The 23,568-nt window shown below is 65.5% G+C and carries 11 protein-coding genes; 8 read left to right on the forward strand and 3 right to left on the reverse strand.

Going from position 1 to position 23,568, the window contains the following annotated elements:
• The first annotated feature begins 1 nt into the window (after position 1).
• The 5 genes from DNJ95_RS10975 (at position 2) to DNJ95_RS10995 (ending at position 6,066) form a co-directional block, all read left to right on the forward strand.
• A complete protein-coding gene (locus DNJ95_RS10975) occupies positions 2 to 508 on the forward strand; it encodes an RNA polymerase sigma factor (protein ID WP_131184770.1) in 507 nt (168 codons plus the stop codon).
• A 3-nt stretch (positions 509 to 511) separates the two neighbouring features.
• The gene (locus DNJ95_RS10980) at positions 512 to 1,420 is read left to right on the forward strand and encodes a FecR family protein (protein ID WP_131184771.1); all 909 of its coding nucleotides are present in this window, start codon (positions 512 to 514) and stop codon (positions 1,418 to 1,420) included.
• A gap of 208 nt (positions 1,421 to 1,628) precedes the next feature.
• Positions 1,629 to 4,472, forward strand: a complete 2,844-nt coding sequence (locus DNJ95_RS10985; RefSeq protein WP_165491619.1) for a TonB-dependent receptor — start codon at positions 1,629 to 1,631, stop codon at positions 4,470 to 4,472.
• 20 nt (positions 4,473 to 4,492) lie between these two features.
• Positions 4,493 to 5,161: a hypothetical protein gene (locus tag DNJ95_RS10990; RefSeq protein ID WP_131184773.1), complete on the forward strand. Its 669-nt coding sequence runs from the start codon at positions 4,493 to 4,495 to the stop codon at positions 5,159 to 5,161.
• Positions 5,158 to 6,066 carry a sulfurtransferase gene (locus DNJ95_RS10995; RefSeq protein WP_131184774.1) on the forward strand — a complete coding sequence of 303 codons (909 nt, stop codon included), beginning with the start codon at positions 5,158 to 5,160 and terminating at the stop codon, positions 6,064 to 6,066. Before DNJ95_RS10990 ends, DNJ95_RS10995 begins: the two co-directional genes overlap by 4 nt.
• Before the next feature lie 139 nt (positions 6,067 to 6,205).
• On the opposite strand, the gene DNJ95_RS11000 is transcribed toward DNJ95_RS10995, so the two are convergent.
• Entirely contained in the window at positions 6,206 to 12,256 is a 6,051-nt protein-coding gene (locus tag DNJ95_RS11000) for a hemagglutinin repeat-containing protein (RefSeq protein WP_131184775.1), read from the reverse strand.
• Positions 12,257 to 12,270: 14 nt separating this feature from the next.
• Positions 12,271 to 14,001 carry a ShlB/FhaC/HecB family hemolysin secretion/activation protein gene (locus DNJ95_RS11005; protein ID WP_131184776.1) on the reverse strand — a complete coding sequence of 577 codons (1,731 nt, stop codon included), beginning with the start codon at positions 13,999 to 14,001 and terminating at the stop codon, positions 12,271 to 12,273.
• Positions 14,002 to 14,630: 629 nt separating this feature from the next.
• Here DNJ95_RS11005 and DNJ95_RS11010 point away from each other — a divergent pair.
• The gene (locus DNJ95_RS11010; RefSeq protein ID WP_131184777.1) at positions 14,631 to 15,341 is read left to right on the forward strand and encodes an MgtC/SapB family protein; all 711 of its coding nucleotides are present in this window, start codon (positions 14,631 to 14,633) and stop codon (positions 15,339 to 15,341) included.
• Between the two features lie 60 nt (positions 15,342 to 15,401).
• Here DNJ95_RS11010 and DNJ95_RS11015 read toward each other — a convergent pair whose 3' ends face one another.
• Positions 15,402 to 17,078: a DUF4153 domain-containing protein gene (locus DNJ95_RS11015; protein WP_338069648.1), complete on the reverse strand. Its 1,677-nt coding sequence runs from the start codon at positions 17,076 to 17,078 to the stop codon at positions 15,402 to 15,404.
• Between the two features lie 345 nt (positions 17,079 to 17,423).
• Between DNJ95_RS11015 and ilvD the strand changes: the two genes are divergently transcribed.
• Together ilvD and DNJ95_RS11025 are read left to right on the forward strand one after the other, a co-directional pair.
• Positions 17,424 to 19,262 carry a dihydroxy-acid dehydratase gene (gene ilvD / locus DNJ95_RS11020; protein ID WP_131184779.1) on the forward strand — a complete coding sequence of 613 codons (1,839 nt, stop codon included), beginning with the start codon at positions 17,424 to 17,426 and terminating at the stop codon, positions 19,260 to 19,262.
• A gap of 109 nt (positions 19,263 to 19,371) precedes the next feature.
• Positions 19,372 to 23,478 (forward strand): DEAD/DEAH box helicase, encoded by a 4,107-nt coding sequence (locus DNJ95_RS11025; RefSeq protein ID WP_131184780.1) that lies wholly within the window; start codon positions 19,372 to 19,374, stop codon positions 23,476 to 23,478.
• Positions 23,479 to 23,568 lie beyond the last annotated feature (90 nt).

The raw sequence follows: 23,568 nt of genomic DNA on the forward strand, positions 1-23,568 counted from the left end.
CGTGTCCGTCTCCAGCGAAGAACGCCTGCATCTGTTCCTGCGCCACAGATGCGAACTGATCAACTATGCCAGTGCCCTGCTCGATTCACGGGAAACCGCCGAAGACCTGGTGCAGGAAGCCTGGCTCAAATTCGAGCGGCATTCACTGGAAGAGGTGCAGCAACCCATCGGCTACCTGTTTAGAATGGTGCGCAACCTGGCATTGGACCATTTGCGCAGCCAGCAGGTGGAACGGCGCTGGCTCTGCCCGCTGGAGCAGGCGGAAGAGGTCGTCTCCAGCGAGCCGGACCCGGCCAGTGCCGCCCAGCAGAGCAGCTCCCTGGAGCGTCTCGGGCAGGTTCTGGAAACGCTCGATGACGACGCCCGGACCGCTTTCGAGATGCACCGCTTCGGCGGCTATACCCTGCAGCAGATCGCGGACCACCTGGGTATTTCCTCCAGCTCGGCTCATCGCCTGGTTCATTCGTCACTGCAACGCTGCCTGCATGCACTCAAGGAGCCCCACTGAACCATGTCCGATTCACGTGAACGCGCCGAGATGCAGGCCATCGACTGGCAGATGCGCCTGCACCAGTCACCACGCAATCCACTGCTGCACCTGCGCCATCTCCGCTGGCTGGGCAGCAGCCCACTGCACCGGGAAAGCTGGGATGCCGTTCAGGCCATGTGGCGGCTGACCGCCGAGTTGCAGCCAGCGACCCGCGGTCGCTGGCCCGGGAAAGCGCGACGGCCACGCATGGTTGCCATTGCCAGCGCAGCCTGCATGCTGTTGGCGGTCTTCCTGTCATGGCTCGCACTGCCCAGCCATACCGCCAGCGAAGCCCTGTTGAGCGAGGACGGCAGCCGCATCTGGCCGGCCGCCGATACCCGCCTGGAGCGCCACATGGATGCCAGCCAGCGCCAGGTCATCCTGCACAAGGGCGCGGCATTCTTCGAAGTGGCCGCCGACAGCTCGCGGCCCTTCACTGTGAATGCATCGGGCATCGAAGTCCTCGTGGTCGGTACCGCCTTTGCGGTGGAACTGCTGGACAACGGCGTGCAGGTCGCCGTCGAACATGGCCGGGTTCGCGTCGGCAGCGGCCTGTATCGGCAGGAGATCGGCCCCGGGCAGATGCTCAGGATCGATCCGGCTCACCTGCAGGACGCGCGCCCTGCCGACATCGTCGGGCCCATCGCGCCCTGGCGGGAAAACCTGTTGGTAGCCCGCAACGAAACCATCGACAGCCTGGTAGGCAAGGTGGCGGCGGCCCACACCGGCTTCGTCTGGCTGCGCGATACCGAGCTTGGCCGGCAACGCGTGACCGGCCTGTACGACCTGAATCATCCCGAACAGGCGCTCGCTTCCATGGTCCGCCCGCATGGCGGCCAGGTCCGCCGCATCTGGCCCAATGTGCTGCTGATCGATACCCGGGAGCATTGAGGCAAAAATTGCCGGAGCTATCGCGCCAGCGATAGCCCGATGGCCGACCACAAAAGGCCGCCGGAACAGGTTTCTGACATCCCACCAGTGACAGCCCGAAGGGTTGTCGCCATATAGAGGCCGCGGGCCAAAAAACCTGGGAAAAAAATCCACACGTTTCGTCTTCCTCATGACATGCGAATGCATCTCATCCAAAAAGGAAGAAAGCGTGTACAAGAATCCATCTGCCAAACGACTGCACAGGCTCGCCCTCGGTATCAGCCTGGCCTTGCTTGCTCCTACCAACCTCATGGCCGCCACCAGCACGGAAAACGCCTACCTGGAACAGCGCCATCACTTCAACATCGCACCACAATCCTTGCCCGACGCCCTGCTGTCCTTCACCCAGCAGGCGGGGCTGCGCCTGAGCTTCGACAGCGGGTTGATCCCGGACGATACGCCCTCGCCCGGCCTGCACGGTGAAATGAGTGTACAAAGCGCCCTGACCCGCCTGCTGGCAGGGCTGAACCTCACCTGGGAACGCCAGGGCGATGGCTCCCTGATGCTGCTACGCGGCCCCGAACAGGCTCAGAGCGTACTACTGCAGAACACCCTGGTGGTCGACCACGGGGCACTGCCACAAGGCAACACCCGCTACGATAGCGAACACCTGCAGAGCATGCCCATCCGCCAGGGCCAGATCACCGAGGCGCTGCGCCAGCATCCGGCGGTCAGCTTCGACAGGAACTCGCTGAGCAGCAAGACGCCGGCTGACCTGGCCGCCGAGAACGTCTCGATCAACGGCGCCAAGTACTGGGACAACCGCTTCTCGGTCGATGGCGTAAGCATGAACAACGACATCAACCCCGGCGGCAGGACAGTGGCGGCCAACTCCTCGTTCACCGACCTGCCGGCCAACACCAGCCAGGGAATGAACCTGGACATTTCGCTGCTGCAATCCCTCGAGGTCTACGACAGCAACGTGCCGGCCGAATACGGCGGCTTCACCGGCGGCGTGATCGACGCCCAGACCCGCCAACCCAAGCGCGAACTGTCCGGCAGCCTGTCGATGAGCATCGCCAGGGACAGTTGGACCGAGTACCACATCGACGACCGCTACCGCGACGACTTCTACGACTCCGGTGCCGCCGACGGCAACGCCGATAGCCAGCCGAAGTTCCGTACCCTCACCTACCGTGCCACCCTCGAAGGGCACCCAAGCGAGAACCTCGGCCTGATCGGCAGTGTCGTGCGTCGCCAGTCGGATATCCAAGACAAGAACATCTACGCACGCGACCAGGCCAACAACGGCGTCAGCGCACCGACCCGCACCGACCTCGCGCAGACGATCGACAACCTGTTCCTCAAGGGCGTCTGGCAAGTCAGCGACCGCCTGACGTTGGGCAGCACCCTGAACTACGCACCGCAGGAAGCCGAGTACTTCAACATCAACACCCTCGACGGCAGCTTCGAGATGGAGTCCGGCGGCCTGCAGACCATCTTCAATGCCGACTGGCAGGGTGGCTGGGGCACCTGGCACCACATCCTCGGCTGGTCGGAACTGGAACAGTCGCGGCAGAAAGGCGCTGACTACTTCAAGGCCTGGTACTACTCGGCGGACAAGGACTGGGCCGACCCGACCCAGCGCTGGAACGCTGCCATGGAGGGCAGCTACGGCAACATCGAGCAGACCCAGAAGCGCCTCGGCTACGACCTCAAGCTCGACCTGCAACCCTTCCAGTTCGCCACCACGCAGCACAATGTCAAGCTCGGCGTGAACCTCGATCGAACCAAGGCCAGCTACGGTCGCGACAAGGAGTACATCCAGGCCAACGGTGTCGACCTGATCGCCACCGGCACCTGCACCACCGCCAGCGGCCGCCTCGACAGCGAGTACTGCTCCGCCTCGCCGGTACTGGCCAATCCCTTCACCCCCTGGGCGGACGGACAGGGCCAGATGTTCCGCCGCCTGTACTACTACGTGCCGGGCGAGATCGAAGCCGAGCAGGACTCCCTGGCCGTCTTCGTCGACGACAGCATCCAGTGGCGCAACCTGAGCGTGCGCGCCGGCCTGCGCGCCGAGCGCAACGACTTCGCCCAGGACCTCAACCTGGCCCCGCGCCTGGTACTGAGCTGGGACGTACTGGGCAATGGCGGCACCCGCCTGATCGCCGGCGCCAACCGCTATTACGGCCGCGACATCTTCGATGTGCGCCTGCGCCAGGGTCGCGAAGGGCTGCGCTACTACGCACTGCGCGATACCGCCACCCTGGAATTCGGCGAGCGCGTGCTGGCCGCGAGGAACACCACCAACCTGGCCGACCTCAAGACCCCCTACGACGACGAACTGACCCTCGGCATCGAACAAGTGTTCTTCGACACCCTGTTCGCCCTGCGCTACGTCCAGCGCAACGGCGAAGACCAGTTGCATCGCCGCCCGGCGAGCAACGACGGCAGCCGCCCCGACCTGGCCACCACCTACTATGAGTACACCAATGATGGCAGTACCGACAGCAAGCACTACTACCTGACCATCACCCCGTTGCGCACCCTGAGCCTGTACGGCACGCACACCGACGGCTCGCTGTCGTTCAGCTGGAGCGACATCGAGTCGAGCAACCGCTCCTACGACGACGATTTCGACGAAACCCTGGTGCTGTACAAGGGCAAGCCGATCAGGGCCTATGAAATCCCGGTGGACAACTTCACCCGTCCCTGGTCCGCCCGGCTGGTCGCCAGTACGCGGATTCCCGCCCTCAACCTGACCCTCGGCAACTTCATCAACTGGCGCGACGGCTACTCCCAGGTCATCCGCAATGGCCGCACGCCCTACCAGGGGCAGAACATCTACAACTACGTAGAGAAGGATATCGGCTCGGCGCTGACCTGGGACATGCGCGCCGGCTGGGAACTGCCGCTGGGAAAAACCGAGGCCGCATTCGTCAATCTCGATGTGGGCAACCTGCTCAACCGCCGCAACACCATCGGCAGCAGCAGTAGCACCAGCCTCACCGCCGAGATCGACTACGAACTGGGGCGCAACTACACCCTGGAAGTGGGCTACCGCTTCTGATGGACCTTCAAGGAGTTTCCGTGAAATCTTTCATCCCCTGCGCACTGGGCCTTGCCCTGGCGCTCGGCGGTTGCGCGAGCAACCCCGACCGACAGCTCACCGAACGTCTCGCGGCCATGCCGTCCACGGCCGGGCATGAGCTGGCCCAGTCGCCGCTGGCCCTGCCCATCGAGGAACTGCGCCGCAACAGCCAGGCACCGGGCCGCATCGAGGTACGCCGTGGCCAGGCCGCGATCGCTTTCCAGGATTTCGAAAAAGTCCTGACCGGCCTGCGCCTGCCCCACGACGACGACGGCCAGCCGGCCATGCGCTCGCTCTCCTACCATGTCAGCCAGTCGCTGCTGGACCATTGCAATCAGGTCTGCGGGCTGAAGATCGCCGCCAACCAGGGCGTGCCCGGGCAATTCGTCACCTTCAACTGCGACGGCATGATCCTCAACCTGCGCGACTACTACCCGAGCCAGGGCAAGCAGGGCTTCTCCCTCAGCCGCGACCGCGTCAACCTGCTGATAGCCGGCCAGCCCGCCTGGCTGCAGCGCAGCGTCAGCGCCAACGGCCAGGGCGCCACCTTCCTCGCCTGGCAGGGCGCCGACCGCGGCTATGCGCTGTTCAGCGCCTCGGCGGAAGACGAAACCGCCACGCGCCTGGTAGAGCTGGCCAACTCACTGAGTACGGGAGGGCAGCCATGAGCCTCGCCCGACCACTCATCGCCGCCCTGCTCTACCTGGCCGCCAGCGGCCTGCAAGCTTCGCCCCTGGTGGATAGCGCCTGGCTGGAGAAGCACCTGCATGACGACAAGGTGAAAATCCTCGAAGTCAGCATGGTGCCGGAGCAGTTCGACTTCGGCCATATCCCCGGCGCGCACAACCTGGACTGGCACACCGACCTGGTCGACCCGCTGCGTCGCGACATCGCCAGTCGCGATGCCCTCCAGGCCCTGCTGCGCAAAGCCGGCGTTTCCCGGGGCGACACCCTGGTGCTCTACGGCGACAACCACAACTGGTTCGCCGCCTGGGGCGTCTGGGTGCTGGAAACCTATGGGCTCGGCAATGTGAAGCTGCTCGATGGCGGCCGGGTCAAATGGGAAGCCGAAGGCCGCCCGCTGACCCGCGAGGCCAGGCCGGCCGAACCCGGCGACCTGGCCCTCTCGCCACTCTCAGAGACACATCGTGCACGCCTGGCGGACGTGGTCGCCATCGCCGAGGGAAAGGCGCCGGGCAAACTGGTGGATATCCGCTCGCCAGCCGAATACCAGGGCCAGGTGATCGCACCGCCCGGCTCCACCGAGCTGTCCATGCGCGCCGGGCACATCCCCGGCGCGGTCAACGTGCCCTGGGGCGAACTGGTGAACGAAGACGGTACCTTCAAGTCGGTCGACGAGCTGCGCCGCATCTACCAGGCCGTCGGCATCGACGGCAGCACGCCGATCGTCACCTACTGCCGTATCGGCGAGCGTTCCAGCCACAGCTGGTTCGCCCTGGCCAGGCTGCTCGGCTACCCGACGCGCAACTACGACGGTTCCTGGACCGAATACGGCAACGCCGTCGGCGTGCCCATCGACAACCCGTCCGGTCAGGTCTGGCGCGGGCTCTGAAGCCCCCCGGCGGAGCACACGCCGACCATACGGGAAATATCCCGCGGACTGACAAGACCGCTCCGCCAGTCGAAGGAGCGGCCTCGGTCGCGAAGTTCTTGTGTCCGGCTGCGCCCGTCGTGACGAGCGCAGCCGCCGATCAGCGCCCCTGCTCGATACGGATCTTGCCGGTGGACTGGATGGTCGCGGCAGTGCCGCTCTGCTCCCGACTGGCATCCAGCGAGAACTCCGCGCCGCTGCCGCTTTCCGTTGCACCATCCGCCGTCTCGCTTTCCGCGCTGGCGCCCAGCTCCAGCGACAGGCTGGACGAGGTGCTCTCGGCCTCCTTGAGCTGTACCTTGCCTCCAGCGCTCAACCCGACATCGCCGTCGGCCTCCACCTGGGTACCTTCCAGGGTGGTATCGCCGCCGGAGCGCACCTTGATGCTGCCTCCCGACGTGATCGAGCCGACCTGGGCCTGGTCGGAGTTCTCACGCTCCAGGCCGACTCCGGCGGAGGCCGACTTGCTACTGCCACCCTCATCGTCCCCGGAGGCACCCAGTTCCAGCGACAGGCTGTTCGCCGAACGGCTCTGCGTATCCCGCGCGGCGGCGAACTCGACATCGCCACCGGCATCGATCTGGGTGTCGCCGCCGCTGGACAGTTCGCTACCCTCGAAACGCGCATCGCCGGTAGTGCGGATGTTCAGCTTGCCGCCGGCGTTGATGCTGGCAGCCCTGGCAGTGGACGATGCCTCCTCCTCCGTCGCCCCATCGAACGCGACCGAACCCTCGACACTGCCCACGCCAGCCTTGACCTCGGCTTCCGCTCCCCACTCGCTGCTGGAGCTGCTGCTGGTATCGCGGGCCGCCTGCACGTCCAGCGAACCGGCCTGGATATCGATATCCTCGCCGGCCTCGAACTGGGCGCCGACCAGGGTGGTCTTCTCCGTCGACTGCGAGGAAATGCTGCCGCCAGCCTTGAACGCGCTGGTGACAGCGGTGCTCGACTGGCTGCTTTCACTGCTCCGCTCGATCTCGGCCGAAGCCTTGGCCCCGTACCCGGCGGAGGCCTCCGTCCCATCCAGGCTGGCCTCGGCCTCGGCACCGGCATAGGCGCCGACCCGCACATCATGGCTATGCGACGACTCGCTCGAGTAACTCTGGTCGGAAACCGCTTCGTCGCGGATCACCCGGGCCGACTGGCTGATATTGCCGCCCGCCTCGACCTGGGTGCCCTGGTCGACGATGGTGTCCTTGGCGGTACGGGAGAAATTGCCCCCGGAAGTGAAGGTGTTGGTCACCTGGGTGATATCGGTGCTGCTGCTGGACTCCATCTCGCTGTTCTGCCGCAGGCCGGCGCTGACCTCGGCAGAAGCGCTCGCCTCGGCGGAAACCCCGGCCTGCGGCTGGCCCAGGCCACTGGCATCGACCTCGGCCTCGGCGCTTGCCTTGGCCTCGGCGGAAGCCCCCGCATAGACCCCGATCGTGTGGGTTTCAGAGCTTTTGCTGCTGGTGCTGATGTCCTGCGCCGCCAGATTGCGGATATTGCCCGCGTCGATCTCCATATCACCGCCAGAGGACACCTCCGCGCCCTGGAAGGTCGCGTTGTCCTGCACCTTGAGGCGCATGTTGCCGCCAGAGCCCAGGGTCGAGGCGCTGTTGACCAGGTCGTAGCTGGATTCCTGCTCACGCTCGTAACGCAGGCCTGCGGTGGCCGTGCTCTCGGCGCTGGCATTGGCTTCGGCGCTGGCACTGGCGCTGCCCTTGCCGCTGGCCTCGGCTTCCGCCTTGGCGCTGGCTTTCGCCTCGGAGTCGACATAGATCCCTACCGAGGTCGTGGTGGTTTCGCTTTCGCTCCAGCTCTCGTTGCGTCCGGTCAGTACCTGGAGATCGCGCGCCTCGATATCGAGATCGCCCCCGGCCGCAACGTTCGAGCCCTGTACGGTGACGGTACCATCGCTCTTCATGCCCAGCGTGCCGCCGATGTTGAGGTTCGACGCCACGCTGGTGTTGCTGCCGGAGTTGGTGGTGCTGCGGCTGGTTTCCATCAGTTTCAGGTTGGTGCTGGCACTCGCGCCGGCCTCCGCCTCTGCCGAGGCCGAGGCTTCAAGCTCGGAGCCATCGGCCTCGGCACTCGCCGCCGCGCCGGCCCCGGTCTCGGTTTCGCGTTCCAGCTTCATGAAGGTGGTGGTTTCGACCAGCGTACTGGTGCGCTGCTCGTCCAGCCCATCGAGAATGCTGATGCCTTCCTTGCCCTCGAGGCTGGCGTCGCCGTCGATATTGACATCCGAGCCCTGCAGGACGATCTGTTCGCCGGCCGCCACCTTGGCGTTGCCGCCGACATTGAGCGTGGAGCCCACATTGGTGCCGGTGAAATCGCTGGTCGTGGTGGTCTGGGTACCGTACAGGCCGCCCCCCACGCCAGCGCCGCTCACCGACTCCTGGGTTTCGACGGTGAGCTTGTCCTGCCGGGCGATGACGTTGAAACTGCCGCCGGCATCGGCATCCAGATCGCCACCGACATCGACCTGGCTGCCCGCGATGGTGGTATCGCCCCCACTACGGGTACTCAGGTTGCCTTCGATATCCAGTTGCGAGCCGATATTCGTCTCGCGACTGACCGAGATACGGCTGCTGCTCCCCTCGAACGCATCACCGCTCTTACTGGAGCGGGTGCTGGTGTTCTTGTCGACGATGGTATCGACGATGATATCGCCACCAGCCGCCAGCGAGGCGCTGCCTTCGGCACTGACGCTGGCGCCGATCACCTCGACGTTGCGCGCCGCGTCCAGGCTCAGGTTGCCCGTGGACTGGATGGCGGCAGTCTTGCCAATGGCCGTGGTGTAGGTCGTATCGTCGCCCTGGCCGATGGCCAGGGTTTCGTTGCGGATACTGCCCTCGCTGGATGTCAGGCTGACATCGCCGCCCTTGAGCGTACCGCTGGTGTTGCGGATATCGCCGGTCGTGTTCACTGTCAGGCTGTCGCTGCCGGAAATGGTGCCACCGGTATTGCTCAGCCCATCGCCGGAGATATCGACACTGCCGGCGGCGATCACGGCACCCGCATCGAGTGCCGCGACCGTGCTGGCGGCCAGGTAGACCCTGGGCGCCAGCACCTTCTGGCCATTGACCTCGACTTCTTCCATCCACACGATGTCTTCGCTCAGCGCGGCGAGCTGTTCGGCGCTCGGCGTCTGGCCGAACACCAGGCCGAGCGCCTGGCCCTGGTTGTAGGCCTGGTCCATCAGTCGCTGCATCTGGTCGGCTTCATTGTCGTAGCCGGCGATCACGTTGTTGCCGGTCTGCTCGATCAGTTGCTGGCGAATCAGATAGGCCTCGTAATTGGCATCACCCAGGCGTTGCTGCACAGTGTCCGGGTTGAAGCCATAGCGCTCGGCCAGGTAGTTGGAACCGACGAAATCCGAACCGACCGCATAGAGCGGGTTGCTTTCCACCAGGTACTTGGCCGCCGGGTCCTTGCTGGTAATGAAATTGCCGTTGGGGTTGCTCGGCAGGCTGATCTGCGCGCTGGCGTTCGGGGTGTTGATCGAGCCGCTCTGCAGGCCCGCCTGGCTGACCAGATCCGGGTCGTCCGCCCAGGGCGAGCCGACGTTCTCCAGGGTGCCGCCGCTGAAGGTGAAGGTGCTGGCATAGATACCCGCACCGCTGCGACCGATGACGGTAGCCCCGCTGAGTTTGCCGCCCTGCACGGCCAGCGCGCGGGCCTCATCGGTGAGTGCCGAAGGCCAGCTACCCGTTTCGATGTGCCGGGTACTGGTCCAGCCTGGCCCCGGGCTCCAGTTGTCCCAGTGATAATAGTCATCGTCCGGGCTGTTCGGCAGGTCGTCGTCACGGCCGCTGCAGCCCGCCGGCGCGCCAACGTAACAGAACACATCCGGGTCGGTACGTGCCCAGGCGATGAAATCGTCGTTACCCGAGGACTCATCCTCGATGCGAATCCAGCGCAGCACTTTTTCGTAGCGATAGAGCGCCAGCTCCTCGTTGCGGAAAATACCGCTACCGCTGATTTCGAGGTTCGGTGCGGACAGCACGCCGACTTTGTTCAGGCCGCTGGAGCCGTACTCGATCGTCAGTTTGCTGCCGGCACCGTTGGCGATGATCTGGGCCTTCTGCAACGCCCGCAGTTGATCCAGGGTCAGCCCGACCAGTTGCTCATCGTAGGAATAGGCTTCGTCGATAAGCCAGGCGTTCATGCCATTTTCCTGGCTGATGCCGCCTTCGTTGGCGATCTGGTCATTGCTGATCTCGCCGTTATAGGTCGGCGAACCATCCCGCTTGCTCAGGCTGCCGCCACTCCAGAGCGTTTCGTTGACGAAGGATTGGCTGACCTCGAGGTGGATATCACCGACACCGACGATGGCGCCATTGTTGACGAAGTGCGTGCTTTCGCTGGTGATGCCGCCGTTGCTGTCGACCGTGCCGCTGCTCTGGTTATGCACCTTGTCGCCGGCCTTCAGCGAGAGATGCTCACCGGCATACAGGGCGCCGGCGTTGTCGATGGCGACGCTGGCTTCCAGGCTCAGTTCTTCCCGCGAGGAAATGCCTGCGGTGTTGCTGTTGCTGATCGACGCGGCCTTGACCTGCAGCGCAGCGGCGGCATGTATCAGGTTGTCGTTGTCCAGGTTGCCACCGGCCTGTATCTCGCCCGCGCCGCCCCCCAACAAGCGGCCAGCGTGCTCGATGTCGCCCACGGCCCGCACCGAGAAATCACCCGCGCTCTTGAGTTCGGTGGCGCCACCGGTACTGATCGACTGGGCGGCATCCAGCGCCAGCGCACCCGAACTCTGCACACTGGCCTGGTTCAATTGCAGGGCGCCGTGCGTGCTGGTCAAGGTCAGCGACTTGCCGTCGGCCTGCTCGTCGGCACCGCTGTAGAGGCGCGCCGCGTCATCGAGCGCCAGGCTGGAGGCACGAATGGACAGGTCGTCGCCGGCCCCCCAGGTACTGCCGGAGATCCGGCTGGCCGCGCCAGTCTCGATGCGGGCGTCACGGCCGGCATAGCGCTGGCCGTCACCGCCGTCGTCCAGGCTGTCGGCTGTCAACAGCACATCGCGGGCGGCAGTCAGGGTCGCGTCATCCAGGCTCAGCGTGCCCTCCGTAGCGCTCAGGGCCAGGTCACGACCCGCGGTCAACTGGCTGGCCGCGCCTTCGACGCGGATCGCCTGGCCAGCCGCCGCACTGCTGAGGGCCAGGTCGCCAGCGGCGCTGAGGCTGGTATTGATCTCGATCCGCCCGGCGGCATCGAGCACGAAGTCGTCGGCACTGGCCGCCGCCTCGCCGCGCATGCGCACGCCAACGCCACCCTCGGTCGCGATCAGGCGGATGCGCTGGGCATACATACCGCCCAGGGCGCTGGAGTCGATGGCATACAACGGCGCATCGTCCGTCGTTTCCTGCGCGCTGGCGCTGCGCTCGGCATAGTCGTAGTCGTTGCTGCCGGCCACCACCTGCAGGTCATTGCCGTTGATCTGTCCGTCGATCTTCACCTGCCGCGCCAGCAGGTCGAGGACCTGCTGGTTGCGCCCATCCAGGCCATTGCCCTCCACCAGGATGTCGCCCTGGCGCACCTGGAAGCCGGCCAGCGCACCGTTGCCGCCGATCACCGGCGTACCGGTGGTCAGGGTGGCGCGGTCGGTGTTGATGAACCCGCAACCGGAGCAGGTGATGCCATAGGGGTTGGCGACGATCACGTCGGCCTTGCCGCCGACCACTTCGGTATAGCCACCGAGGCTGGAACGGTTGGGTGCCACCACCTCGTTGAGGATCACCCGCGCCTCGTTGGTCAGATTGACGTTCGGCACCAGTTGCCCCGCGAGTTGCGACTGCAGGGCACCGGCCTGGCTCAATACCGAGTTGTTATTGAGCACCTGGCCGCTGGCGTCGACGTTGTAGTGGATATAACGGTTGTGCGACAGGCCGGCGGCGTTGGCGGTGGCGATGTCGATCACCTGCACGCCGTTGGGTGCGTTGAACACCTGGGTATTGCCCGAGGCCACCTCGACGCCGGCGGCCATGGCCGAGTCGATGAACAGCGCGGCGCTCAGCGCCCCGAGCACGAAGACGCCGGGGCTAGCGGATGCCCGCCCACGCCCCCGCGAGGAAGCCGGCCCGCTCTGCCGGGTATTCTCCGAAACCACCACGAAGGCGTGGCGTACCCTGCTCCAGATGATGCGAAAGATATGGTTCATGTCATCACTCCTGGTCAGAGGGAAAGGCTGAGGCTGAAGGACAGGGTGTCGCCCCGGTCATCGCCATACTTGGGCGAGTCGAGGGGATGGGACAGGGCCAGGTTGAGGCTCAGCGGACCGCTGAACAGCCCGAGGCCCAGGCTGGCGCTGCTCAGGTCACCGGCGGATTCCTCGGTGCGGTTCCAGGCCTTGCCATAGTCGAGCGCGATAAACGGCCGCAACAGGGCGACCCGGCCTCCCGGCAACACCTGCGGCCGGTTCAGCGCCAGTTCGTTGCGCAGGTAGTAGCCGTGATCGCCGGAGATCGACTCCTCGTTGAAACCGCGCACCGTGTAGGGGCTGCCGATGGACAGGCGTTCCGAGCCGTACAGCACGTCCTGGGCGTACTGGCCGTTGAGCTGGCTGGAGAAGCTCAGTTCCTGCCCGGCCAGGCGGAACGCTCGCGAGTAGCCAGCGCCATACTTGAACTTGTCGAATTGCGCCCGCGGCGCCCAGTCGGGCAGGTTGGCGGCATCCTTCAACGAACCGAACAGGTGCAGGCCACGGGCCATGCCCAGGTTCAGGCTGAAGGCGCCACCGAACAGGCGGGTGGTGAACGAAGAATCGAGATCGAACACACTCAGGCGCCGGCTGCTCACCCCCAGCAGCACGTCTTCCAGGTAATTGTCCTGCTCCTTCTGGGTCAGCGCAGAAGACAGGTTCCACTGCGCCGACTGGCCACGCCAGAGCACCCGGTCCAGTCGCAGGGTATAGGTCTGCGAATCGCCGCTGGTCTTCAGGCGGGAGCCACTGGGTGCCTTCAACTGGCTCGCGTACTCGGAGTCGGAAAGGCTCAGGCTGAAGGTGTTGTAGCCCCAGGGCAGCACATAGCTGAGGTTGTTGAACCAGGAGCCGCGGCTACCGCTGTCATAGGGCTGGGCACGGCGGTGGGTAAGACTGATGAAATCGTTGAAACCCAGCGGGTTGTCCAGGGCGAGGTTGATCCCCAACTGGTTGCGCCCGGTGGCCCGCTGCCCACTGTTGTCATAGGTCAGGTTGAGGTGCAGCGGGCGCCCAGGCGTATTGCTGAAGCGCACCAGGCTGTCGCCCGGCGCACTGCCCGGCAGGATCTCCATGGTCGCGTTGTTCGAAGCCAGCCGATTGATCTGGTCCAGCGCCTGCTCAAGATCCCGCAGGTCGAGCGGCTCGCCAGCCACGCCAGGCATCACATTGGCCGGAGCGATCGAGCTCGCGTCACCATCCTCGACCTCGATCCGTTCGATCCGCCCTTCCTCGACTTCGATATACAGGCTTCCGCCGCTCAGGTCCTGGGCCGGCAGGTAGGCGCGCGCGGCCACATAGCCCTTGGCGATATAGGCCGCGGTGACATCGGCGAGCAACCGCTCGATCTCCGCCACACCCAGGCAACGACCGCTGTAGCTCGCCTCCAGTCGTTGCAGGCTACGCCTGGACAACAGCGTCGCATTGCGAATCGACACCTCGCGGATTTCCCGGCAGACCCCGCCCTCCCGCGCTCGCGGTTGTGGCGGGGCCACTTGCAGGCGCGTCGGCGGCTGCTCCGATTGCAGGTCCTGCAGGCGCTGCTGCTGGATGCGCTGGTTCATCTCGTTCTGCAGCCGCTCGGCCTGGCGGGCAGCGGCCTCCTGGTCAGCAGGGGTCTGGGCCATGGCCTGGCCGATGCACAGCGGCAAGGCCAGCAACCAGGCATGGGCCATGCGAGTGATGGCAAATCGGGGTAATGGCATGACGACGGCTCCTACGGACGACGAACAGGGGCCAGTCGATCGCGCAGCGGAAGGCACCATGCAACGGGGCCTTCGACTACACGGATGATGGCCTATTGGCATCGAGTGTAATGGAGACAACGCCCATGCAGTCTGAGCAAACCTGAGCAATAACCTTCTGAAAAGATCGGAATCATTCCAGGCAGAGCGCGGCGGCATTTTCCAGGCTTGCGGGCCAGGGGTTGCGCGCACCGTTGCCGTCGATGGCATCGCTCCGTTACGGCGTCTACGGCTCCCCGCGCCTTGGCCGTCTCCCACCTGGGGGAGAGGCTTGTGCGGCGGCCCCGCCCCGCACGCCCACCGACATATTGAAAAGCCTGCCTCCCAGAGCCGACTCGAAGCCCCACGGGCCAATGCGAACGAAGGGCGCGCCATGCGCAACCCATACGGGCATGGCAACCGCAATCGCCGTCGAAACCTAAGCGATCTACAGGTAAATAACGTAAAAAATGACGAACATGCATCCACACGACGCCTCGCCCGACGCATGGCAAATACACACTATTGTCAATCCGCTATCACCATCCCCTTGCAGCCTGCGAGCCGAGGCCCGAAGCTGGCGGTTTCCATGGATAGAGGACGAGCCGCCCATGCTCGCAGTATCCCCCCTGAGCAGCGAAATACTGCTGCACCTCGCACTGGCAGCGCTGATCGGCACCTGCATCGGCCTGGAACGCCAGTGGCGGCACCGCCTGACCGGGATGACCACCAACTCGCTGGTAGCGCTCGGCGCGGCGATCTTCACCAGCCTGTCGTTGTTGTTTCCGGAGGAGGGCAGTTCTACACGGGTCGCCGCCCAGGTGGTCTCGGGCATCGGCTTTCTCGGGGCCGGGGTGATCATCCGGGACGGGTTCTCGGTGCGCGGCCTGAGCACGGCGGCAACCCTCTGGTGCTCGGCGGCCGTCGGCACCCTGGCGGGAGCCGGCTACAGCCTGCTGGCCGTCCAGGTCGGCGGACTGATCGTGCTGACCAACCTGGTCCTCCACCCGTTGGCCAACCTGATCAACCGCCACACCCTGCACGCCACGCAGGAGGAGCAGTTCTACCGTGTCGACCTGACTTGCAAGACGAACGACGAGGCACGCATCCGCAACCTGCTGCTCAAGAGCATCAACCACCGCAAACTGCGCCTGCAACGCCTGGAAAGCCACGCCCTCGATGGCAGCGGCCTGGTCGAGGTCAGCGCGGTGGTGTTCAGCCTGCGCCGCGAGGATGAATTGCTCGAGCAACTGGCCGGCCGCTTCAGCCTCGACCCACACATCAGCGCCGCCGGCTGGCATGCCGAGCATGCGCCGAACTGACGTGAACGGCCCGCGAGGGCCGGCTCACGCGACGAGCCGCTCGCGAAGGCCCTGCCGTCGTCATTCCATCGGGTAGAGACTCGCCTCACCGATCCTCAGTACCGGATAACGCAGCGGCTCCAGGCTGAAGCGCCCCTCGCGCAACCGTTCGAGCAACTCCCCTGGCGGCAGCCGCCCCAGGCCACCCTGCGTTCTCAAGCGCCGCCAGTGGCCATCCTGCTCGCGGGCGAACAGCGAGCTCTGTGGCCACTTGCCGGTTGTATCGACCCAGAGCACTTCGTCCTGGCCATCGCCATCCAGATCCAGTGCCATCAGGAAACATCCCGGCCGCAGGCACTTGCCTGAGAGCGGCCGCTCATCCAGCAACGCTTGCGCCTCGGGCGCCAGCAGACTGTGCGGCGACATCAGCTCGCGCAACGATGCGGGCACGTCCTGCGGGCTCTCCATCAAGGCCTCGAGCGCCTGGTAGCGGCGTTGCCCCGGCTCGCCGAGGCGCAGGCGCAATTGATCGAGTGCGCTTTTATCGCCCCGCCCGTCGAGCAGGCGCTGGTACTGGCTGGCGGCACTGAACTCCAACGGGCTGAGCAAGGGCGTCTGCGACAACGCCAGCAGGGCAGCGCTGAACAAGGCCAGCGGCGGATTGCCGAGCGCCAGCGACGCCAGCCAGGGCTGCGCCCGGCGCAGTGTCGCAACCGCCAGCAGCAGGGCATACAAGGCACCCACCAGGGTAATCAGGATGGCGAAGAAGCGCTCGACCGTCAGGCCGTACTGGTCGACCCGCAACCACAGCGCATACCCCGCCAGGCCGGCCAGCACGGGCAAACCGAGCAGCCCCAGGCAAATGGGCCAGTGCAGCGGCCTCGGGTAGCGGCTTTCCTGGCGACCATCCTGGAACACGCCATTGGCCAGCAGCACCTGCGCCAGCAGCAGCGACAGCAGGATCGCCGTGGCGTTGCGCGTCTGCCAGAGCGGCTGCAGCCCGGTGAAGGGCAGGCTGACCAGGAACAGCAGGATGATCAGCGAACTCATCGGCAGCAGCAGGCGGCACAGGCCCAGCAGCACCGAGCGCAGCGCATCGATGACCTGGACGCGCTCCAGGCCGACCCGCAGGCCCAGGGCGAAGACCATCGGAATGCTCAGGCTGACGAAGGTCCGGTTGAGGAACAAGCGCTCGAAGAGGTCGATGCCGAGCATGCCGAACAGCGCGCTCCAGAGCCATATCAGCAACCAGAACGCCCCCACCAGCAGCCCGGCCAGGAGCAGCATCAGGGCATTGTTCCAGGCATGGCTGTAGAGCGCGTGGTAATCAAAGCGCCAACCTCGGCGAGTCGTCCAGGCCTGCACGAAGGGGCAGAGCGTATACAGCAGCAGCCCCAGCGCCAGCGCACTGACAAAGCCGAACCCATAAGGCGCATCCAGCTCCCAGCGCCTGTTGAACTGCCAGGCGAACCAGCCTGCCAGTGCCGCGAACAGCAAGGCGCAACCCAGCACCGGCAGCCAACTGCGGGACTGGCGCAGGCGCCCCAGAGCAATTGCATCTGCAACCCGCCCACCAGTGCCGCCGCACTCGCCGCATGGAGCAGTGTCCGCCCTCCGGCGGACTCGACCAGACGGGACGAAAGGAGGAACAGTAGCCCTCCCTGGACCAGGCCAATGGCCAGATAGGCCCAGGGCGATCGGGAAATGCTCATGGCTGGGACGCCTCGGTAAACAGGATTGCGTCTTATAGAATTTTATCGAACGTCACGAAAGACCGGCTGCCACGGCGCTCTTGCGGGCGCGTCCGCAACGGTGCCTCGCAGGCTGGCCCGCACCCGCCGGAAACCGTTCGATGCTCCCGCGATCAGTATCGAGCCGACGAGCCAGGGCCTGTTAAATCGCCACCGCCTTTCCCCGCCACCCCGTGCGGCGTAGAATCGGCACATTCCTCGCCAGGCATCCTCCGGCAGGCTCGTGAGCCAGGCCCGGGCGGACGGTGATCCCGTACCGCCCCACGCCCACTTCCGGACGCGGCCATAGACCGCCGACCCGCTCACCCGACATATAAACGCTCATTACCTGATTAGCCGCAGGACATCGAACATGCCCGACTATCGCTCGAAAACCTCCACCCATGGCCGCAACATGGCCGGTGCGCGTGCGCTCTGGCGTGCCACCGGGATGAAGGACGAAGACTTCAAGAAGCCGATCATCGCCATCGCCAACTCCTTCACCCAATTCGTGCCCGGCCATGTGCACCTGAAAGACATGGGCCAACTGGTCGCCCGCGAAGTCGAGCGGGCCGGCGGCGTGGCCAAGGAATTCAACACCATCGCCGTGGACGACGGCATCGCCATGGGCCACGACGGCATGCTCTATTCGCTGCCCAGCCGCGAGATCATCGCCGACTCCGTCGAATACATGGTCAACGCCCACTGTGCCGATGCCATCGTCTGCATCTCCAACTGCGACAAGATCACCCCCGGCATGCTGATGGCCGCCCTGCGCCTGAATATCCCGGTGGTGTTCGTCTCCGGCGGGCCGATGGAAGCCGGCAAGACCAAGCTGGCCAGCCACGGCCTGGACCTGGTGGACGCCATGGTGATCGCCGCCGACGATTGCGCCAGCGACGAGAAGGTCGCCGAATACGAGCGCAGCGCCTGCCCGACCTGCGGCTCCTGCTCCGGCATGTTCACCGCCAACTCGATGAACTGCCTGACCGAGGCCCTCGGCCTGTCGCTGCCGGGCAACGGCTCGACCCTGGCCACCCACAGCGATCGCGAACAGTTGTTCCTGCGCGCCGGGCGCCTGGCCGTGGAACTGTGCCAGCGCTACTACGGCGAAGGCGACGCCAGCGTGCTGCCGCGCAGCATCGCCAGCCGCAAGGCATTCGAGAACGCCATGACCCTGGATATCGCCATGGGCGGCTCGACCAATACCATCCTGCACCTGCTGGCCGCCGCCCAGGAAGCCGAGGTGGACTTCGACCTGCGCGCCATCGACGCGCTGTCGCGCAAGGTGCCGCAACTGTGCAAGGTGGCGCCGAACATCCAGAAGTACCACATGGAAGACGTGCACCGCGCTGGCGGTATCTTCTCCATCCTCGGCGAACTGGCGCGTGGCGGCCTGCTGCACACCGACATGCCCACCGTGCATAGCGCGAGCATGGCCGACGCCATCGCCCAGTGGGACATCACCCGGACCGCCGACGAGGCCGTGCACACCTTCTTCCGCGCCGGCCCGGCGGGCATTCCGACCCAGACCGCGTTCAGCCAGAGCACCCGCTGGCCGAGCCTCGACGATGACCGCGAGCATGGCTGCATCCGCAGCGTCGAGCACGCTTATTCGCAGGAAGGCGGCCTGGCCGTGCTGTACGGTAATATCGCCGAGGACGGTTGCGTGGTGAAGACCGCCGGGGTGGACGAGTCGATCCATGTATTCGAAGGGCGGGCACGCATCTTCGAAAGCCAAGACGCCGCCGTGAAGGGCATCCTCAATGACGAGATCGTCGCCGGCGATATCGTCATCATCCGCTACGAAGGTCCGAAGGGCGGCCCGGGCATGCAGGAAATGCTCTACCCGACCAGCTACCTGAAATCCAAGGGCCTGGGCAAGCAGTGCGCCCTGCTCACCGATGGCCGTTTCTCGGGAGGCACTTCGGGCCTGTCCATCGGCCACGCTTCGCCGGAGGCCGCCGCCGGCGGCGCCATCGGCCTGGTGCAGGACGGTGACAAAGTGCTGATCGACATCCCCAACCGTTCGATCAACCTGCTGGTCGACGACAAGGAACTGGCGGCCCGCCGTGCCGAACAGGAGAAAAAGGGCTGGAAACCCGCCCAACCACGTGCACGCAAGGTTTCGACCGCGCTCAAGGCCTACGCGCTGCTGGCCACCAGCGCCGACAAGGGAGCGGTACGCAACAAGGCCCTGCTGGAGGGCTGACCCGGAACCCCTGAAGGCCTGGACGAAAGCCGCACCTTTTCGTCTGGCCTTCCAGCGCTCTTTTCGCCCCTGATAGAACGCATGGGCACTCGCCCGCTGGAAATTACCGATGGATCAAATGACACACGAGTTCTCGCGCATCCCCCGGAATTACCAGGCCCTCCTGTATAGCCTGGCCACCAGCTTTCCCGGCCAGAGCAAGAGCGCCCTGCTCAAGCAACTGCGGGAAATGCGATGCCGCAGCGACAGCGGCAGGCTGCTCGACCATGCCTCTCTCGCGGACTTCCTGCAACCGCTGTTGCAGCAAGGCTGGATCACCCAGCGACAACTGAAACAAGCCAACGAAACCACCTTTTACGGGCTCCCTCCGCAACTGCATGGCGACATCGTGCTGCATCTGCTCTCGTCAGCCGACAGGCATGACTGGTTGCGCAAGCTGCGGGCGAGCCAGCCACAGTCGACGCCCTGGCAACCCCCATCGCGACCCAGGCTGCAACAGGATATCTGGCTGGGCCTGCTGGAAGACGACCTCGAAGGGCTGTCCGAGGCGTTCTATCGACTGGCCAGCATCATCCCTCACGACCAGTTGCATGCCCAGCACCCGTTGCAGCAATTGCTCGCCAGCGACAGTGGTCGCAAGGCGCTGGCCCTGCTCGCGGCGCCGACCCGGGAACTCCTGCTGGAAACCAGCCTCGGCTGGCACAACCTCACCCCCGGCGCGGGCACCCCGGCCTACCAGTTGGCCCTGCAGGAAGCGGACAGCCTGCCGCCGGGCAGCCCGCTCGGGCTGCAACTGGCGCTACAGGCGTTATACCGGGGGGACTGGCAGGCGTTTGCCACCCACGCCCAGGACAGCTTCGACATACTCGGGCGGACAGCCGGAGCGCTGCTGCACGGCCAGCCAGGAGAAACCCTGGCCGCCTTCCAGCAATGGCTGGCGGCGATTCGCAAGAGCACTCGCAAACGCAAGATCGAACTGCCGGGGTCCCTCAACGCCCTCTACTGCATGGCGTTGATCGCCCAGCATGACCCGCAGCACTACACGGAACTCAAGCAGGCCATCGAGATGAAGCTCAAGGCCGGCCAGTACGAGCCCTACCGCATCCTGGAGCGGCTGCAGGCACAACTGCTGGGCGCCGCGCCGGCACAACTGCGCACCATCGAACTGCCGAAAGAACTGTACGGCCTCGACGGCCTGCTCGGAGCCCTCGGCTTGTACTGGCAGGACAGCCCCAACGCAGGCACCCCTGACTGGTGCCTGCGCCTGCAAAAGCAGCGCGACCTGCTCGAACGACTGGGCTACCACTGGCTGGCCGCCGAATTCGATGCGCTGATCGCCCGCCAGTTCGGCCTGCCACACCAGTTCACCGGCTACCATGCACAGCATGGCCTGCAACCGCTGGTCGACCTCTACCAGCGCCAGGAAGCCTGGCAGCATGCCCTCAACGCCCTGGCCCGGATCAAGAGCGCGCCCCCGGCAACGACAGCGAGCGCGGCGAAAAAGGCGCGGCTGGTCTGGCTGCTCAACCTCGACAGCTATTACCAGCAACTGGAGCCGCGTGAACAACGGCTCGGCACCAAGGGGCAATGGAGCAAGGGCAAGGCCGTGGCGCTCAAGCGTTTGCGCGAGGAAAGCGACAGCCTGGATTTCCTGGTGGAGCAGGATCGCCAGGCGATCCAGATGATCCAGAGCAGCCACGCCTACTACGGCAGCGCACATTACGAACTGCCGCTGGAACTGGCGCTGCCGAAACTGATCGGCCACCCCGCACTGTTCTGGAGCGATGCCCCGGACGTGCGTATCGACCTGGTCGCCGGCCAGCCCTGCCTGCACTTGCAGGAGCATAACGGCAATATCCGCTTGCGCCTGCAACCGGAAGGCATCGGCGGCAGCGATGGTCCGTTCCTGGAAAGGGAAACCCCGACCCGCCTGGTGCTCTACCCGGTCACCCGCGAACTGCGGCAGATCGCCGATATCGTCGGCGAAGAGCTGAACGTGCCACGCTCGGCCAAGGCGCAACTGGTCGAAGCCATCGGCTCCATCGCGCCGCTGCTGCCGATCCATTCGGATATTCCCGAACTGGCCGGGCAGGTCGATGAAATCGCCGCCGACACCACCCTCTATGCGCACCTGCTGCCACTGGCCGAAGGCCTGCGCCTGCAATTGCTGGTGCGCCCGCTGGGCGAAGGCGGCTGGTTCCGCCCCGGCCACGGCAGCGAACGGCTGCTGGGCGAACAGCAAGGCCGCACCGTACAGGTGGTCCGCGATCTGCACGCGGAAAAGCAGGCCCTGCAACAGGTGCTCGACGCCTGCCCCGGCCTGGCCCGCGCCGACAGCGACGGCCAGGAATGGCAGTTGGAACAGCCCCAGGACGCCCTGCAGGTGCTGAGCGAACTGCAGGCCCTCGACGGCGACCGGTTGCAATGCGTCTGGCCCGAAGGCGAGCGCATGCGTATCAAGGGCAACAGCAGCCTGCAGCAGTTGAAACTCGGCCTCAAGCAACAGGGCGACTGGTTCCAGTTGCAAGGCAGCATCACCCTCGACGACGGCAAGGTGCTGCAACTGCGCCAGTTGCTGGAACTGCTGCAGGCCAGTCCCGGGCGCTTCCTCAAGCTGGGCGAGAACGACTGGCTGGCGATCGGCGACAGCCTGCGCAAACGCCTCGACGAACTGGCCCACCTGGCCGAGCGGGTCAGCGACCAGGGCCTGCGCCTCAGCCCGCTGAGCGCACCCTTGCTGGCTTCGCTGGCCGAGGAAGTCGACGAATTCAAGGCTGGCGCCGACTGGCAGGGCCACCTCGAGCGCCTGCAATCTCTGCGTCACTATCAGCCTCAACTGCCCAGCACCCTGCAAGCCGAACTGCGCGACTACCAGCAGGAAGGCTTCACCTGGCTGGCGCGCCTGGCGCAATGGGGCGTCGGCGCCTGCCTGGCCGACGACATGGGCCTGGGCAAGACGGTGCAGACCCTCGCCCTGCTGCTGCAGCGCGCCGCCCTCGGCCCGCAACTGGTGGTGGCGCCGACCTCGGTGACGCTCAACTGGCAGGCCGAGAGCCGCCGCTTCGCCCCCACCCTGCAACTGCGCGACTATCAGCGCCAGCGCAGCCTCGACGACCTCGGTCCGCGCGACCTGGTGATCGTCAGCTACGGCCTGTTGCAGCAGGACAGCGAAGCCTTCGCCGCGATTCGCTGGAGCAGCGTGGTATTGGACGAGGCCCAGGCGATCAAGAACGCCCAGAGCAAACGTTCCCAGGCCGCCATGGCGTTGCAGGCGGACTTCCGCCTGGTCGCCACCGGCACACCGCTGGAAAACCACCTGGGCGAATTGTGGAACCTGTTCCGCTTCATCAACCCGGGCCTGCTCGGCAGCCAGGACAGTTTTGCCCAGCGCTTCGCCAACCCCATCGAAAATGGCGACCCCGGCGCCCGCCGCGCCCTGAAGAACCTGATCCAGCCGTTCATCCTGCGCCGCCTGAAAAACCAGGTGCTGGACGAGTTGCCGGCACGTACCGAGATCACCTACAAGGTGCCGCTCTCCGACGACGAAGCCCTCCAGTACGAGGCCCTGCGCCAGCAAGCGGTGGACAAGCTCGCCAATGCCGGTGCGGAGGATGGCCAAGCCCTCCAGGTACTGGCGGAAATCACCCGCCTGCGTCGCTTCTGCTGCCACCCATCGCTGGTGCTGCCCGGCTCGCCACTGCTCGGCAGCAAGCTGCGGGCATTCCAGCAGATCGTCACGGAACTGCTGGAGAACCGCCACAAGGCACTGGTGTTCAGCCAGTTCGTCGACCACCTGAGCATCGTCCGCGCCTGGCTCGAACGACAGGGCATCGTCTACCAGTACCTCGACGGCGGCACCCCGGCCAAGGCGCGCCAGGCGGCGGTGGAAGCCTTCCAGGCCGGCACCGGCGAAGTCTTCCTGATCAGCCTCAAGGCCGGTGGCAGCGGGCTCAACCTGACCGCCGCCGACTACGTCATCCACCTCGACCCCTGGTGGAACCCGGCGGTGGAAGACCAGGCCAGCGACCGTGCCCACCGCATGGGCCAGCAGCGCCCGGTGACCATCTACCGGCTGGTCACCGAGAACACCATCGAGGAACAGATCGTCGCCCTGCATGGCCGCAAGCGCGATCTCGCCGACAGCCTGCTGGATGGCGGCGAAGTGAGTGGCAAGCTGGATGCGGATGCGCTGCTGCAGTTGCTCAGGGGGCGATAGGCCAAGGGATATTCCCCTGGTCCATGGAGGGTGGCGCGCCCCTGAACGCGAAAACGGTGCGTACAGCCACCCTGCCGGACACCGGCTCAC

Source organism: Stutzerimonas kirkiae, assembly GCF_004327335.1.
GTDB classification, from domain to species: domain Bacteria; phylum Pseudomonadota; class Gammaproteobacteria; order Pseudomonadales; family Pseudomonadaceae; genus Stutzerimonas; species Stutzerimonas kirkiae.